Origin of the sequence: Afipia carboxidovorans OM5, assembly GCF_000218565.1 — a bacterium.
Taxonomy (GTDB): Bacteria; Pseudomonadota; Alphaproteobacteria; order Rhizobiales; family Xanthobacteraceae; genus Afipia; species Afipia carboxidovorans.
Genome location: NC_015684.1, coordinates 717,040 through 732,810 on the forward strand (window position 1 = coordinate 717,040; position 15,771 = coordinate 732,810).

A 15,771-nucleotide genomic window follows, 5' to 3' on the forward strand; every position below is an offset into this window, starting at 1 on the left:
ACCGAGCGTTCGACTGTGCCGCCCAGCTAGCCCCTGGGATGGGAAGCTGCTTGCCGAGATCTGTTGACACCCTTGACTGTCCCATCACCGCATGGTTGCGCGGCAAGTTCAGCCGATCGCGCTGCGCATCCGCAGCATCTTTGTTTAGCGCTGGGAAGCGGCGGTCCGCTGGAACTGAGTAGGTTTTCGGGATGGTGTCTCCCGGTTGTGTCGCGAGCGAGAAATGGTGGCGCTGGTCACAACGGGCTAACCAAGTGGTCGGCGGCCTGGAGAAACAGGTAGGCTCGGTGCGTCTCGAGCACGCCGATGCTCAACTATCAATTCGTCGTCGATCTTACCTACAAACGCGGATTGTGGAGCGATCTCGTGCTTTTCCGGTGCGGACTCGTGCGAACGCCTAGATCGTGCGGGTCAGCTGGTGCCGCAATAGGCGTCGTCACAGCAACTTATCTGCACATGAATCTGTGATACGGGCATTGCGTTCCGACGCGCACGGCGCTGGTGCGGACAATCACTGCTAGTTTCCTCAACGCAGGTTGTTCTGTCAGCGGCGTTGGATTGAGGCGAGAACTGTGGAAGATGATCGCGAGCCTGCTCCTCGTCTTCTGCACATTTTCTGAGCAAGGCCTTCGAGCCACCTTCGGACCGGCGCTCTCGCCTGACCGGCACCAAAGGAGATAGTCAAAATGCAATCTCTAAACTAACACTTCAATCGGACCACCCCCATAGGGGCCAGTCACCGTGACACCCGACCAACTCACCCTTTTACGTAGTCACGAACAATATCCCGCAAGCTAGCAGCCGCGGTCAGGCTTGATGCGTGATTGTAATGTCGTTCGGTGACGCGAGAATCGGTGTGGTGGAGAAGCGCGCTGGCAAGGTGCGGATTGGCCCCGCCGTAAATGGCGGCGCTGGAGGCCGATGAGGTCCGGAACAGATGTGGGCTCACGCCGATTCCGACCGTAAGGCGTGCAGTCTCGGTGATGGCGTACTCAACTCCGTTGTAGCTCATGGGATTCCCATCATTTGACGAGAGCCACAATGCGGGCGGCAGATCACCGGTTCTCGCCAGTAACGGTCTGTATTTCTGGAGATAGCGATCCAATGCTGGCGCGAGTAAATCATTAACACGCCGCTCGTCGGCGCGTTGTTCTTTTGTCTCCGATGCAGGCAGTGCGATCCACCATGAGCCCTTTATCTGGATGACGCTGCGCCCGATCTCCAAAGCGGCAAAATTCTTCAGCCGAATGGGATGCATAGCCAGCATAGCGACCATCAGGCCATTTCGGACCTGGCGCGCCTGAGCCAGTTTTGACATTGTCTTGGAGCCTTCGGCTTCAGCGATCAGGGTTAAGCCGGCCTCGACCAGAACTTCGGTTAACACCCAGCGCCCCGCCTTTGATCGCGGTCGCAGTATCATTGCAAGGCCGCTCTCAATCTCGGCAAGCCAGGACAGCTCCCGTTTGGGATCGATCAGCTCACAGGCCCGGCGCAACTTGTAGATCGAGCCATAGACCGTCACCGAGCCCACGCGACCCTTAAGTTCCGCCAAATAGGTATCGACCCTCTCGGGTGTGACAGAGGTGCCGGCGGCAGCCTCGGAGTCGAGTTGACCGTGCCTATCCAGAAAATCCAGAAAATATCCGTATCGCCGCGCAAGATCGTCGAGTGTGACCGGCTTCATATGGCTACCGGTTCCGCCACGCTTCAGGCGCTCACTCGGTCGGCAGGCAGAGATCCATGCTGCGCGATCGGCGTTTGGCCACAGCGCGATCGGCAGCGATCGCACCTTTGTCTTGAGAGATGAGTTTGTCTGCCGTGATATTGAAAGCACGGGGGTGTCCCTTTAGGCGAGTGCATCGAACCCGATGCGCTCGCGGATGATCTGGCCAAAAGTTTCGCTCGCCTGCGTTGTCTCCAGACCACAGTAAAAATTGATCGTAGTCTGGATATTGCGATGGCCGAGCAGACGCCGCACGACTTCGTACTCGCCGGGCCGATGTTTGAGATAGATCGCCGCACAGGCATGACGGAACTGATGGACGGTCAGGCGCAAGCCGGTGGCTTTCTGAATGCGCTCCGTGATCTGGGTGCTGAACATGTTCGCGGTCTTCGGTGCGCCGGCGACGCCCGGGAACAACCATGAAACATTCGATTGGCGCAACAGGCTGGGTCGGAAGTCGTGAATGTACTCATCGATAAGCTTGGTCATGGCCCCGTCGAAGGCAAAGTTGAGGTCGACCCTGTTCTTGACGTCATAATGTGGGAACGTCAGCCAGTACGGCGACACCGGACCCCCGGGCTTGATCAGATTTTTATCCAGCTCGATTGAGACGAGGTTGGCCAACCGGATCGGGGCAAACGAAAGGATCGCGATAGCGGCGGCAATTTGTGCTGTCACAGCAGCTTTGATCGGAGCATGGGCCAGATCTGCGCGAGCCTGCCGCATGAGAGCGTCCGGCAATGAGACTACCTCACTCCAAATGCCATCGCTCAGCACCTGCCGGATCAGCTTGAGATTCTTTCCCGTCAGTCCACCGTGGCGATGTTCTTCCAATGAGACCCTGATTTCGTCGAGACGCTCGATCGCTTCCGGGCAAAGACCAATCTGACGCGCCAGACTGAGCAGCTTCCAGCCAAGATCAATGGTGAAGACCTTTGGCTCTTTGCCGTTTTTGTCCCAATAGGCGTTGATAACCCGCTCGACGACGTCGGGATCGAGCAGATCAGCCAGCGATTGCAGGCTGCTGATCGGAACACCCTGGCGCACCGCCATCCGTGCCACCGCCACCAATTCTGCGCGCCGTGTTTGAAGGGTTCGTGGGCTACAGGGGCGGTGATGCTTGCCATTCACCTTCCGCATTTTGTCCAGCCCCGCGACGTAGGCATCGAGGTCGCGGCGCAGCCCTTCCGGGAAATCCTCCCAGGCGGGTCCCTCGCTGGCTTTGACGGGAGGCTCCATCAACCGTCGCTTGGGCCAGTTCGGATTCTCGTCTGCACATGCATTCCATGACCGCGCCATGGAGCGGTGGACCATGGTGTTGGAGGCGAGCGCGGTCGTCTCGGTGCGGTAGCGCAGGTACGCAGCCAGGATGGCGTCGTCGATCGCTTCGGGGGGCAGAGCATTGCCGGAGCAATAGCGCATCAGACCGTAAAGACGGGCGCGGCGGCCGCGGTCATGAATGCCGTCACGCAACGCCGCCCACTCATCTGACAGCGGGACCCCGCGCGGGGATACGTTGTGCTCCTTGCTGAACCAGCGCAGCGCTGCTGCGACGTTTGCTTTGTGATTGGCGACAGTCTTTGCGGTAACGCCGACGCGCGCGTGGTGCAATTGGCTCACCGGCCCCCGGATTGAGGTCCAACGCGCAGGGATCATTACCAGCGGGCGATCCAGCCATTTGCCGATCTGGCGCAGCGAGCAGGCCCAGTGCCGCTTCACTTCCTTCGTCAGGTCGGTTGCCTGCTCGATTGCGGTGATCGCGCTGGTGAAGCTCGGTTCGAGAAGCTTGCTCTGTTCAGGCATGGGGATCATGGCGGTTATGACGCTGATGGAGAGGCTAGCCGTCTAATGTATACTAACGCCGATTGGGAAGTGGTCAATAGTATATAGGGTACATGTACTTCTGCGATTTTTCCTAATCATAATCTATACAAGATCATTCTGATGTATAGTCTAGTATAGAGATGGATGATTATTCTGCGCACAAGTGCCATTGACACGGCAGGCGCTAACCTCGCGCCAATGGCATTTCACGCTCGCGACCGCCGTTGCCATCGGCATCACGGCCCGCTCGTTGACATGCGCTGCTGAGCCTTCATCCATTGCTGAAGGGCAGCCTGGCTGTAGCGGACCGCGCCACCCATCTTGATGTAGGCCGGTCCGTCGCCGGCGAGACGACGCTTGGCAAGCCATGACACGCTCAGATTGAGGAGCCGCGCGGCTTCTTTCGAGGTGAGCAGGACCGGATTTGCCTGCGGTAGTGCAGATGGCGGCGTCCCACTGGGATTGGAAAGCTTGGATGACATCGAATATTCCCCTGTTGGAGTTGAGCCGAATATGTCGGCCGCGCAATCGCGGTCTCGATCCGGCAACCGCTTTCCAACTAGAGGATCGATCGGGACTGGTCACATCGAGAAAACCTCGTCAGACGGATTCGGGTCGCCGCTTGCTCAGACGACGTCGGCTGGTTTCAAGGCGTTTCCCACAAGCCTCTCCGCCGGGCGAATGCATGCCGGCATGGAAAAAAGATTCAAGTTGTTGAGCAGCCTCGAACAACCAGCCATGCCGTTCACCCGTTATGCGGTCTTTCCAAAATGCTGGCTCGATGCCCGCCTTCTGAGCGATCTCGAGCAGTAATTTTGTAAAATCGTCGTACCAATCCAGTTTCGGTCGGCCACTGCCGCCGACCTGCTCTTTGAGATTCTGGGCCGCGTCCAAGCAGGCCGCGGCCAATATGGTTGCATCCGTTTGTGTGGGGTTTTTCAGAAAAGCAGTTATTCGACGATTGGCTTCTGCAATCGAGCCTATTTCTGGTTTTCTTGCGAGCGCCTCGGCAAGTTGGGATACGAGTTCGATGTCGCTGGCTTGACGCCATCCCGTTTCGTGCCCGCTTAGCGCTGTAATGACTGCGGGGTCAGGATCTTTGGCGTTTGCCGACAGCTTGCGGCCAATCGCGATAAGCGCTCTCGCCTGAGAGATACTGTTCAGCCGTTCCCGTTCTGCTTTCCAGGACCCAATAACACTCGCAAGACCCCAATAAACGTCATCGATATCTGACGCGCTAAAGGCGAAATCGGGACATAGCCCGGTTAGCACTATTCCCAAACGCTCAGGCCGGCATGGAGCCCCTACAGATGCGCCGCGAGTGGGAATTCGTGCCATAAGGCGACATGCTTTCGTCAATCTCGCGCGACCCCAGTTGCGAGATATTCCGTATAAAGAGGTTTTGGCGGACTTTGGCCACTCTTTGGGTGAAGGAAGGTGTGGACCAAAGGCAGTTTAGAGACGTAACGCTTCTGGCTACCAATCGCGAATGTGATCTATCAGCCGACTATTCGCTCTGCGCCCACAAGCAGGCATCTGAATCCTCAAGCGGCCCTTCGGTCTCGTGCACTCACTAAGCGTGCGTCGTCGATGATTGTCGCAACGTGAGCGCCCCAGAGTTCGAGAGCTGCTTTTCGTTCTGCTAGAAAGTCGTGCCGCTGGTAAACGGCTGCCACACCCGAGATCGTGCCCGTCTGGTGATTGAGGATCTTATCGGCGACGTGAGGGGCAACGCCGAGTCGAGCCATGCCGGAGACGCAAGTTCGTCGCAAGTCATGAAGCCGCCATCCGGTGACGTCAGAAAGCTTATCAATCTCGTCCTTTGCAGGACCAAAGCCTTGGAACGCGAATGCTCCCGTTTTCGAAAACACAAATTTGGTGCCAGTTGTTGCGCGGGCCAGAACTGCGACTGCCTGATCCGACAGGTAAATTTCGTGAGCTTTGCCATTCTTGGTCCGCTCGGATGGAAGTCGCCAGGTTCGCGTCGTCAGATTGATCTCATCCCAGGTACAGCGGGCAACTTCCTCGCGGCGTTGACCGGTGAGCGCCAACATCTCAACGATGTTGCCATACGGACCACCGAGTTGGCGGGCAGCAAGGATAACTCGAACGAGTTCGTCATCGCTCAAGACTCGATCCCTCGCCACCTGCTTGGCAGGAAGAGGGACGCCATCGGCGGGTGAGCGATCCAGCAACGCGCGGCCCACGCACCAGCGGAAGAAGGTTTTAATCGTCTTCAGCATTTTGTTGGCGGCGATGGGGGCTCCTCGTTGCTCTATGCTGTTAACAATCGCGATCACATCGCGTTTGCTAATTTCGTGAATGCTCCGGCTTCCCCACACAGCTCCGACCTCCCGGCGCAGCATTCGTGAGATTTCCCGCGCGGATCGATTCTGGGAGACGTGCTGTGCGATAAAGGCTTCGAGCAGGTCTTCAACCCGGTCCGCAACTATTCGCCGGCGCGAGGCTGCCTTTTCCGCAGCGAGATCCCGTCCCTCGAGTTTTGCGGCAAACACCTTCTGCGCCGCCACGCGCGCCTGATTAAGCGTCACCCGGCCATACGGGCCTATAGTATATTTGCGCAGGCGTGAGCCCGATCCTGCTGTTCGATACATGACGACGAAAACCTTGCGGCCCTTGGGCGTTACTTTGACGCCGAATCCGGGACAGCCGAGATCCCAATAAACAAGATCATGGGACGGCGTTGGCAGCGCGTCGATCGCGCTCTTGGTCAGCTTCACCTGCGGCATTCGATCCCCCCGACCGGCGATGCTACCTCGAACCAACATAGGTAGCACCGCACGTGTTATGGTATGTTCGAACGTGACCGCCTGTCGTCAATGATGCAAGCTATATCAAGGCCATATCAACTCTCTGACAACAACTTCCATCCGTAGCAACTGCGCTCCCGAGAACCAACGGGGAGAGGGAGCACACCGCGGTCGTTGTTCGTCCTAACGTAACATCTTTAAATCGATGAGCGAATGAGTGAGCATCCACAGCAGTGACGGGAACGAGATATCAATTCCGCCAAACTGTGAACTACCTCAATCGACCAGAATCACCCGGACGTCGTTGACGTTGGTCAGCGTCGGGCCGGTGAGGATCAAATCGCCGGTCTGCTCGAAGAACGTCGTCGCATCGTTGTTGTCGAGATAGGCGACCGGGTCGAGCTTCAACTCCCGCATCTTCGCAAATGTCGTCTCGTCGGCGAGTGCGCCGGCCGGGTCGGTCGGCGAGCCGCCGCCGCCATCGGCGCCATCGGTGTCGGCGGCGAGAATCGAGATGCCCTTGGTGTCCGCAAGCGCCGCGGCCGCCGCGAGAACGTATTCCTGATTGGGTCCGCCGCGGCCGTTGCCGCGCACAATCACCGTGAGCTCGCCACCCGACATGATGGCGACGCGCCTGCCCTTGGCGCGGGCATCGAGCGCAAGGCGCGCGTGCTGGGTCGCGACCGCGCGCGCTTCGCCTTCAAGATCGGCGCCGAGATCGATCACCTCATAGCCCGCCTGCGCGGCGACACGCACCGCGGCCTGCAGCGAATCGCGTGGCTTGGCGACGATGTCGAAACGCGCGCGCTCGAACGCCTTGTCCTGCGGCTTGGCGCTTTCATTCTCGGGATTGGAAAGGGCGGCGCGCACCGCGTCATCGACCTGAAGTTTGTATCGCTCGACGATCTCGCGCGCATCGGCCAGCGTCGAGGGATCGGGCACGGTCGGGCCGGAGGCGATCACCGCGGGGTCGTCGCGCGGCACGTCGGAGATCGCAAGCGTCACGAGCTGCGCGGGATAGGCGGCGCGCGCGAGACGCCCGCCCTTGATGCGCGACAGATGCTTGCGCACGGTGTTCATTTCGGAGATCGGCGCGCCGGAGCGCAGCAGGCTTTTGTTGACCTGCTGCTTCTGCGCGTAGCTGACGCCCTCGACCGGGGCGATCCAGTTGGCCGAGCCGCCTCCGGAGATCAGCGCGAGCACAAGGTCGTCGGCACCGGCTTCGGACGCCAGCGCCAGCGCCTTCTCCGCGCCGCGAACGCTCGCCTCGTCCGGCACCGGGTGGCCGGCCTCGATCACCTCGATCCGGCGGGTCGGCACGGCGTGGCCGTGGCGGGTGGTGGCAACGCCGGAAATGCGGTCGAGGCTAAGTCCGGCTTCGTCCATGTAGTGCCGCTCGGCGGCGGCGGCCATGGCAGCGGCGGCCTTGCCTGCGGCCACCACGAACACGCGCCCGCGCGGCGGGCCGGGCAGATGGCGGCCCAGCATTTTGTCCGGATGGGCCGCCGCAACGGCAGCATCAAAAATGGCACGAAGCAGGGTGCGGTGGTTGCTCATCAAGGGCCCTTACGAATTCCGAACAGCGCATGCGTGGATAAGGAAAATGGCGGCGGATTACAACCTTTGGCCTAGAGGGAATGCAAGAGGAGTTATCGCTTCGGCGGGCGGTGATGGCTTTCATCGAGCCAAGATGCAACATTTGTAAACGGAGCGACCGAGCCTCCCTTGCAATGTGCCGGGAGGGCGCCTTTACGGGAAATTATCTATGTCCGATGCCGTCATCGTTTCCACAGCCCGCACGCCGATCGGCAAGGCCTATCGTGGTGCACTGAATGCCACTGAAGGCGCGACGCTGTTCGCACATGCGATCAAAGCCGCGGTGGAGCGGGCGCAGCTCGACCCTGCCGAGGTGGAGGACGTGGTGATGGGTGCCGCGCTGCAGCAAGGGGCGACCTTTGCCAACATCGCACGCAAGGCACTGCTGCGTGCGGGTCTGCCCGTCACGGTCGCCGGCACCACGGTGGACCGTCAGTGTGCATCGGGTCTACAGGCGATTGCGAATGCGGCGCGCTCGGTGCTGTTCGATGGCGTCGGGATCGCGGTGGCGGGCGGCGGCGAATCGATCAGCCTCGTTCAGAACGACAAGATGAACATGTTTCATGCGGTCGATCCGGCGCTGCAGGAGATCAAGCCCGATATTTACATGTCGATGCTCGACACCGCCGAGGTGGTGGCGAAGCGCTACGGCATTTCGCGCGAGCGGCAGGATGAGTACGCGCTGGAAAGCCAGCGCCGCATCGCCGCCGCGCAGCAGGCGGGCCGGTTCAAGGATGAGATCGCGCCAATTTCAACGACAATGGGCGTGCTCGACAAGGCAAGCGGCGAGGTGTCGTTCAAGGACGTGACGCTTTCGCAGGATGAAGGCCCGCGACCCGATACAACGGCGGAGGGCCTGGCCGCGCTGAAGCCGGTGAAGGGCGAAGGCTTCACCATCACCGCCGGCAATGCGAGTCAGCTCTCCGATGGCGCGAGCGCCGTGGTGGTGATGAGCGACAAGACGGCCGCGCAGCGCAACCTGAAGCCGCTCGGTATCTTCCGTGGCATGGTGTCGGTCGGCTGCGAGCCGGACGAGATGGGCATCGGCCCGGTGTTCGCGGTGCCGCGGCTTCTCAAGCGTCACGGCCTGAGCGTGGATGATATCGATCTGTGGGAATTGAACGAGGCATTCGCGGTGCAGGTCGTCTATTGCCGCGACAAGTTCGGGCTCGATCCCGAGAAGCTCAACGTCAACGGCGGCGCCATCGGCGTCGGCCACCCCTATGGCATGACCGGCGCGCGGCTTGCGGGCCATGTGCTGATCGAAGGGCGGCGGCGCAAGGCGAAATACGCAGTGGTGACGATGTGCGTCGGCGGCGGCATGGGCTCGGCCGGTCTGTTCGAGATCGTGCAGTAGAGTCTGATTCAACTGCGTTGAATCAGACTCTACTGTTTATTTTTTTGTTGCGCATGATCTTTTCCGAAAACCGGTTTCCACTTTTCGGGATCATGCTCCAGGCGGGCACGCGATGACGTATCTCCTCGCGATCGATCAAGGCACCACGTCCTCGCGTGCGATGCTGTTTCGTGAGGACCTGTCGGTTGCGGCGCAGGCGCAGCAGGAAGTGCCGCAGCATTTTCCGGCCTCGGGCTGGGTCGAGCACGATCCGGAGGATATCTGGGCGACGACGCTCGCGACCTGTCGCGCGGCGATGGAGAAGGGTGGCGTCACCGCGCGCGAGATTGCCGCCATCGGCATCAGCAACCAGCGCGAGACCACGGTGGTGTGGGAGCGCGCGAGCGGGAAGGCGATCCATCGCGCCATCGTCTGGCAGGATCGCCGCACCGCGGATGTCTGCGCGCGATTGCAGGCTGACGGCCACGAGCCGCTGATTGCCACGCGCACGGGACTGATCGCCGATCCGTATTTTTCGGGCACCAAGATCGCGTGGATTCTCGATGCCGTCCCCGGCGCGCGTGCGCGGGCGGAGCGTGGCGAACTGCTGTTCGGCACCGTCGATTGCTATCTGTTGTGGCGGCTCACCGGCGGTGCGGTGCATGCGACCGACGCCACCAATGCCTCGCGCACGCTGTTGTTCGACATTTACGCCGGCGCATGGGACGACGACCTGCTGCGGCTGTTGCGGGTGCCGCGCGCGATGCTGCCGCGGGTGCGCGATTGCGCGGCGGAGTTCGGCACCACGCTGCCCGATCTGCTCGGCGGACCAATTGCCGTTCGCGGCATCGCGGGCGATCAGCAGGCGGCGACGGTCGGGCAGGCGTGCTTCGCACCCGGCATGATGAAATCGACTTACGGCACCGGTTGCTTCGCGCTGCTCAACACCGGCGCCACAGCCGTCGCGTCAAAGAACAAGCTGCTCACGACGATTGCCTATCAGTTGAATGGCGTGCGCACCTATGCGCTCGAAGGCTCGATCTTCGTTGCCGGCTCGGCGGTGCAATGGCTGCGTGATGGGCTGCATCTCATCAAGACCGCGCATGACAGTGACGATCTCGCGCCCTTGGCTGATGCGACGCAGGCGGTCTATCTCGTGCCCGCTTTCGTCGGCCTCGGTGCGCCGTACTGGAATCCGCGCGTGCGCGGCGCGCTGTTCGGCCTCACGCGCAACACCGGCCCGGCGGAGTTCGCGCAAGCCGCGCTCGAGAGTGTCTGTTATCAGACGCATGATCTGTGGACCGCGATGCGCGCCGATTGGCCGGATGGGGTGACGCAGAACGCGGCGCTGCGTGTCGATGGCGGCATGGCGGTGTCGGATTGGACCATGCAGCGGCTCGCCGACATTCTCAACGTCACGGTGGATCGGCCGGTGATCCCGGAGACGACAGCGCTCGGTGCGGCCTATCTTGCGGGTCTTGCCTCCGGCATTTGTCCGCCGCCCGCGGAGTTCGCCGCGCGCTGGCAGCTCGACCGCCGCTTCACGCCGGAGATGGATGAGGAAACGCGCGCGCGAAAGCTTACAGGCTGGACGCGTGCGGTGAAAGGTCTGCTCGCGAGCGAAGATTAGGCGTCACGGTGGGATGGCAGCGATACGCAGCCGCCATCCCGCCGCGAGCAACCACAATCCGCCGTTACTGACAGACCGTGGTCTGGCCGTTCATCTTGATCAGCGAGCCCGGACGGCACGAGAAGCCGTTGCGGGCGGCGTAATCCGGCGAGCCCGGAATCACGGTGCCGCTGTAGTCATAGCTGCCGCCGACATAGCCGCCGAAGTCGTCATCCACGGAGGCGTAGGTGTTGCCGTAGCGGTAGCGCGGCGACGCATAAGGCTCGGGGGTGTAGGCCATGCCGTAAGGCCGCTGGTCGACGTAATAGTCGTTGTCGTAGTAAGGGCCGCGGAACGGCGCCGAGGCAATCGCTCCGGCCGTGCCGATGGCGCCGGTTGCGATCGCGCCCGCGGTGTTGACCGCGCCACCGGCGATGCCGGCCGCGGTGTCGGCGGGCCAGAAGCCGCTGCGGCGATTCCAGTTGCCGCGATCCCAGTCGCTGCCGCGATCCATCCGCGACACGCGCTCATGCCGCTTCATGCGGTGATGCGGCGTGGCGTGATGCGCGCTGCTGTGGCGCAGTTTCTGCGATTTGGCGGTGGGCGCGTGTGCGCGGGTGTTGTCCTTTGCAAGCGCCGGCGTCGCTGCGAGCGCGAGGGCTGCAGCGGCGGATGCCAGAAAAGTTGCTTTGATCACGGGGGATCTCCTTTCGTCTGTTGCGGGGTGAGTGCAGGGAAGTTCCGGCGTGGCACGAGGACGTCGGATCTTCGACGTGATGCGGGCAGAACACGCCGCGGGAGATACAGTTCCGCCGCGATCACGCGTCACACAGACGTGAATGAAACGAGCATGAATGAGAAAGGCCGGGCGGAATGCAAGTTCCGCCCGGCCTGCCGATAGGTTTTTGAGAAAGCGTTCTGCGAACAGCGAAGCTGTTAGTTCGGCTGCACGCCGCCGCCCGACTTCATCCGCATCCGCATATGGATGGCGCAGCCGCAGCCCGGCGGGTGCTGCGCGGGCGGCAGGCTCGTGACGTCGTCATCCTCGGCGGCGGCCGGCGGCTGCGGCTCGCTGGCGGGAATATAGTTCAGCACCGAGGCGAGCGAGCGTTCGGTCTCCGCGATGCTCATGCCGGTGCGCTCGGCATAATCCTCGACCTGATCGCGCTCGATCTTGCCGACGCCGAAATAGGCGCTGTCGGGATGGCTGTAATAGACGCCGGACACCGACGAGCCCGGCCACATCGCAAGGCTCTCGGTCAGCGTCACGCCTGCGTTGCGCTCGGCATCGAGCAGCCTGAACAGCGTGGTCTTCTCGTTGTGATCGGGCTGCGCGGGATAACCCGGCGCCGGGCGGATGCCGCGATACTTCTCGAGAATGAGGTCGTCGTTCGACAACGCCTCGTCGGGCGCGTAGCCCCAGAACTCCATGCGCACGCGCTGGTGCATGCGCTCGGCGAAGGCTTCGGCGAGACGGTCGGCCAGCGCTTTGACGATGATCGAGGAATAATCATCGTTCGCCTTCTTGAAGCGCATGGTGATCGCTTCCTCGCCGATCCCGGCGGTGACGACGAACGCGCCGATATAATCGGCGACGCCGCTGTCCTTCGGCGCGATGAAATCGGCCAGCGCGAGGTTCGGCACCCCGGCGCGGCGCTCGAGCTGCTGGCGCAGCGTGTGCAGCGTCGCAAGCGGCTTGGTGCGCGCCTCGTCGCTATAGAGCGTGACGTCGTCACCCTCGGCGTTCGCGGGCCAGAAACCGATGGTGGCGTTGGCCGTGAACCACTTCTCCTTGATGATGGTGTCCAACATCTTGCGCGCGTCGTTATAGAGCGACTGCGCGACCTCGCCGACATTCGGGTCCTTCAGGATTCCGGGGAAGCGGCCTGCCAGCTCCCACGCCTGGAAGAACGGCGTCCAGTCGATGCATTCGGCAAGCTCCGCGAGCGGATAATCGGTGAATGTCTTCAGGCCCAGAAACGACGGCTTGACCGGCTTGATTGTCTTCCAGTCGACCTTGAGGCGATTGGTGCGGGCGGCCTCCAGCGTCAGGCGCTTCTTGTTCTGCTGCGCGCGGAAATGCGCGTCCGCGATCCTGGCGTAATCGGCGCGCACCTCGGAGATATATTCCTCGCGCTTCTCGGCCGACAGCAGCGTCGAGGCGACGCCGACCGCGCGGCTTGCGTCGTTGACATGCACGACCGGGCCGCGGCGATAACGCGGGTCGATCTTCACCGCAGTGTGGACGCGGCTCGTGGTGGCGCCGCCGATCAGTAGCGGAAGATCAAAGCCCTGCCGCTCCATCTCGGAGGCGACGAACACCATCTCGTCGAGCGAGGGCGTGATCAGGCCGGAGAGGCCGACCATGTCGGCGTTCTCGGCCTTCGCGGTTTCGAGAATTTTCGCCGCCGGCACCATGACGCCGAGATCGACCACTTCGAAATTGTTGCACTGGAGCACGATGCCGACGATGTTCTTGCCGATGTCGTGGACGTCGCCCTTCACCGTCGCCATCACGATCTTGCCGGCGGAGGCGCGCGCGCCTGCGCTCAGGCCCGCAGCCTTGTTGCGCTCCTTCTCCTCCTCCATGAATGGCATCAGATAGGCGACGGCCTGCTTCATCACGCGAGCGGACTTCACCACCTGCGGCAGAAACATCTTGCCGGAGCCGAACAGGTCGCCGACCACGTTCATGCCCGCCATCAGCGGGCCTTCGATCACCGCGAGCGGGCGGTCGACGGTCTGGCGGGCTTCCTCGGTATCGACCTCGATATATTCGGTGATGCCGTTGACGAGCGCGTGGGAGAGCCGCTTCTCGACCGACCATTCGCGCCAGCTCAGGTCCTGCTCTTTTGCCTGCTTGCCCTGGCCGCGGAATTTTTCCGCAAGCTGCAGCAGCCGCTCGGATGCGCCGGGATCGCGGTTGAGGATGACGTCCTCGCAGACCTGACGCAGCTCGGGATCGATGTCGTCGTAGATCACCATCTGCCCGGCATTGACGATGCCCATGTCCATGCCGGCCTTGATGGCATGATAGAGGAACACCGAATGCATCGCCTCGCGTACCGGCTCGTTGCCGCGGAACGAGAACGACAGGTTCGAGACGCCGCCGGAGATATGGACGTGCGGCAGGTTCTTGCGGATCCAGCGCGTCGCCTCGATGAAATCGACGCCGTAATTGTTATGTTCTTCGAGGCCGGTGGCGATGGCGAAAATGTTCGGATCGAAGATGATGTCTTGCGGCGGGAAGTTGAGCTTTGTTGTCAGCAACTCATAGGCGCGCTTGCAGATCTCGGTCTTGCGCGCGAACGTGTCGGCCTGCCCGACTTCGTCGAACGCCATCACCACCACAGCCGCGCCGTGGCGGCGCGCGATGGCGGCCTCGGCGAGGAATTTCTCCTCGCCTTCCTTCATCGAGATCGAGTTGACGATCGGCTTGCCCTGAATGCACTGCAGCCCGGCCTCGATCACCTCGAACTTCGAGGAGTCGACCATCACCGGCACGCGGGCGATATCGGGCTCGGAGGCGACGAGGTTCAGGAAGTCGATCATCGCCTGCTTGGAGTCCAAGAGGCCCTCGTCCATGTTGACGTCGATCACCTGTGCGCCGTTGGCGACCTGATCGCGCGCGACCTGAAGCGCGGCGGTGTAGTCGCCTTCCTTGATGAGCTTGCGGAAGCGCGCGGAGCCGGTGACGTTGGTGCGCTCGCCGACGTTGACGAACGGAATATCGCTCGTCAGCACGAACGGCTCGAGGCCCGAGAGCCGCAGCCGCGGCTCGATCGTCGGCACCACGCGCCGCTTGTGCGGCGCGACGGCCTGCGCGATGGCCCTGATGTGATCGGGGGTGGTGCCGCAGCAGCCGCCGACCACGTTGACGAGGCCGTCGCGGGCGAACTCGCCGACGAGCTTCGCCATGAATTCCGGCGTCTCGTCATACTGACCGAACTCGTTGGGCAGGCCCGCGTTCGGGTAAGCGCAGACCAGCGTGTCGGCGATGCGGCCGAGGTCGGCGATGTGCGCGCGCAGGTCTTCGGCGCCGAGCGCACAGTTGAAACCGATGGTGAGCGGCTGCGCGTGCTGGACCGAATACCAGAACGCCTCGGGCAATTGGCCTGAGAGCAGGCGCCCGGATTTGTCGGTAATGGTGCCGGAGATCATCACCGGCACATCGATGCCGCGCTCTTCGCAAATTTCCGAAATCGCGTAGAGCGCCGCCTTGGCGTTCAGCGTGTCGAAAATGGTTTCGACGAGAAGAATGTCGGCGCCGCCGTCGAGCAGGCCGTTGATCTGTTCGCCATAGGCGGCGCGCAGATTATTGAAGGTCACGGCGCGATAGCCGGGATTGGCGACGTCCGGCGAGATCGAGGCGGTACGGTTGGTCGGGCCGAGTGCGCCGGCGACGAAACGCGGCTTGCCGTCCTCGGCCTCGGCCCGGTTGGCCGCGTTGCGCGCGAGCCGCGCACCCTCACGGTTCAGCTCATAGGCGAGGTCCGACATATCGTAGTCGGCCTGCGCGATCGAGGTCGAGGAGAACGTGTTGGTCTCGACGATGTCGGCGCCGGCTTTCAGATATTCGTAGTGAATGTCCTCGATCGCCTGCGGCTGGGTCAGGATCAACAGGTCGTTGTTGCCGCGCACGTCGCGGTGAAAATCCTTGAACCGCTCGCCGCGGAACGCCGCCTCGTCGAGTTCGAGCCGCTGGATCATGGTGCCCATCGCACCGTCGAGCACCAGAATGCGCTCGCGGGCGAGTGCGCGGAATTTTTGAGCGGTGGAACTCGAACTCTCGGTCACAACGTATCTCCCAACGTCATGCCCGGCCTTGTGCCGGGCATCCACGTCTTTCTTGCTATCCACGCTGCGATAAGGCGTGGATGGCCGGGACAAGCCCGGCCATGACAAATGAATT

Annotated in this window: 10 protein-coding genes; 2 read left to right on the top strand and 8 right to left on the bottom strand. The window is 62.0% G+C overall.

Going from position 1 to position 15,771, the window contains the following annotated elements:
• Nucleotides 1–757 precede the first annotated feature (757 nt).
• From OCA5_RS03445 to OCA5_RS03465, 6 genes are all read right to left on the bottom strand, one after another.
• Nucleotides 758–1,684, bottom strand: coding sequence for a site-specific integrase (locus OCA5_RS03445; protein ID WP_012564576.1), 927 nt, complete (start codon nt 1,682–1,684; stop codon nt 758–760).
• A gap of 162 nt (nt 1,685–1,846) precedes the next feature.
• Nucleotides 1,847–3,526, bottom strand: coding sequence for a site-specific integrase (locus OCA5_RS03450; protein ID WP_012564575.1), 1,680 nt, complete (start codon nt 3,524–3,526; stop codon nt 1,847–1,849).
• A gap of 257 nt (nt 3,527–3,783) precedes the next feature.
• Complete coding sequence (locus tag OCA5_RS03455; protein ID WP_012564574.1) at nt 3,784–4,029, bottom strand: helix-turn-helix transcriptional regulator; 246 nt, start codon at nt 4,027–4,029, stop codon at nt 3,784–3,786.
• Between the two features lie 118 nt (nt 4,030–4,147).
• Entirely contained in the window at nt 4,148–4,885 is a 738-nt protein-coding gene (locus OCA5_RS18655; protein WP_244405978.1) for a hypothetical protein, read from the bottom strand.
• 206 nt (nt 4,886–5,091) lie between these two features.
• Nucleotides 5,092–6,297 carry a tyrosine-type recombinase/integrase gene (locus OCA5_RS03460; protein WP_013912842.1) on the bottom strand — a complete coding sequence of 402 codons (1,206 nt, stop codon included), beginning with the start codon at nt 6,295–6,297 and terminating at the stop codon, nt 5,092–5,094.
• A 297-nt stretch (nt 6,298–6,594) separates the two neighbouring features.
• A complete protein-coding gene (locus OCA5_RS03465; RefSeq protein ID WP_013912843.1) occupies nt 6,595–7,875 on the bottom strand; it encodes a glycerate kinase type-2 family protein in 1,281 nt (426 codons plus the stop codon).
• Nucleotides 7,876–8,083: 208 nt separating this feature from the next.
• Between OCA5_RS03465 and OCA5_RS03470 the strand changes: the two genes are divergently transcribed.
• Nucleotides 8,084–9,271: an acetyl-CoA C-acyltransferase gene (locus OCA5_RS03470; protein ID WP_012564570.1), complete on the top strand. Its 1,188-nt coding sequence runs from the start codon at nt 8,084–8,086 to the stop codon at nt 9,269–9,271.
• 112 nt (nt 9,272–9,383) lie between these two features.
• The gene (glpK, locus tag OCA5_RS03475) at nt 9,384–10,880 is read left to right on the top strand and encodes a glycerol kinase GlpK (protein ID WP_012564569.1); all 1,497 of its coding nucleotides are present in this window, start codon (nt 9,384–9,386) and stop codon (nt 10,878–10,880) included.
• A 64-nt stretch (nt 10,881–10,944) separates the two neighbouring features.
• Here the strand turns inward: glpK and OCA5_RS03480 are convergent, their stop codons facing one another.
• Together OCA5_RS03480 and metH are read right to left on the bottom strand one after the other, a co-directional pair.
• A complete protein-coding gene (locus OCA5_RS03480) occupies nt 10,945–11,556 on the bottom strand; it encodes a hypothetical protein (protein WP_012564568.1) in 612 nt (203 codons plus the stop codon).
• Between the two features lie 239 nt (nt 11,557–11,795).
• Nucleotides 11,796–15,656, bottom strand: coding sequence for a methionine synthase (gene metH, locus OCA5_RS03485; protein WP_012564567.1), 3,861 nt, complete (start codon nt 15,654–15,656; stop codon nt 11,796–11,798).
• Nucleotides 15,657–15,771 lie beyond the last annotated feature (115 nt).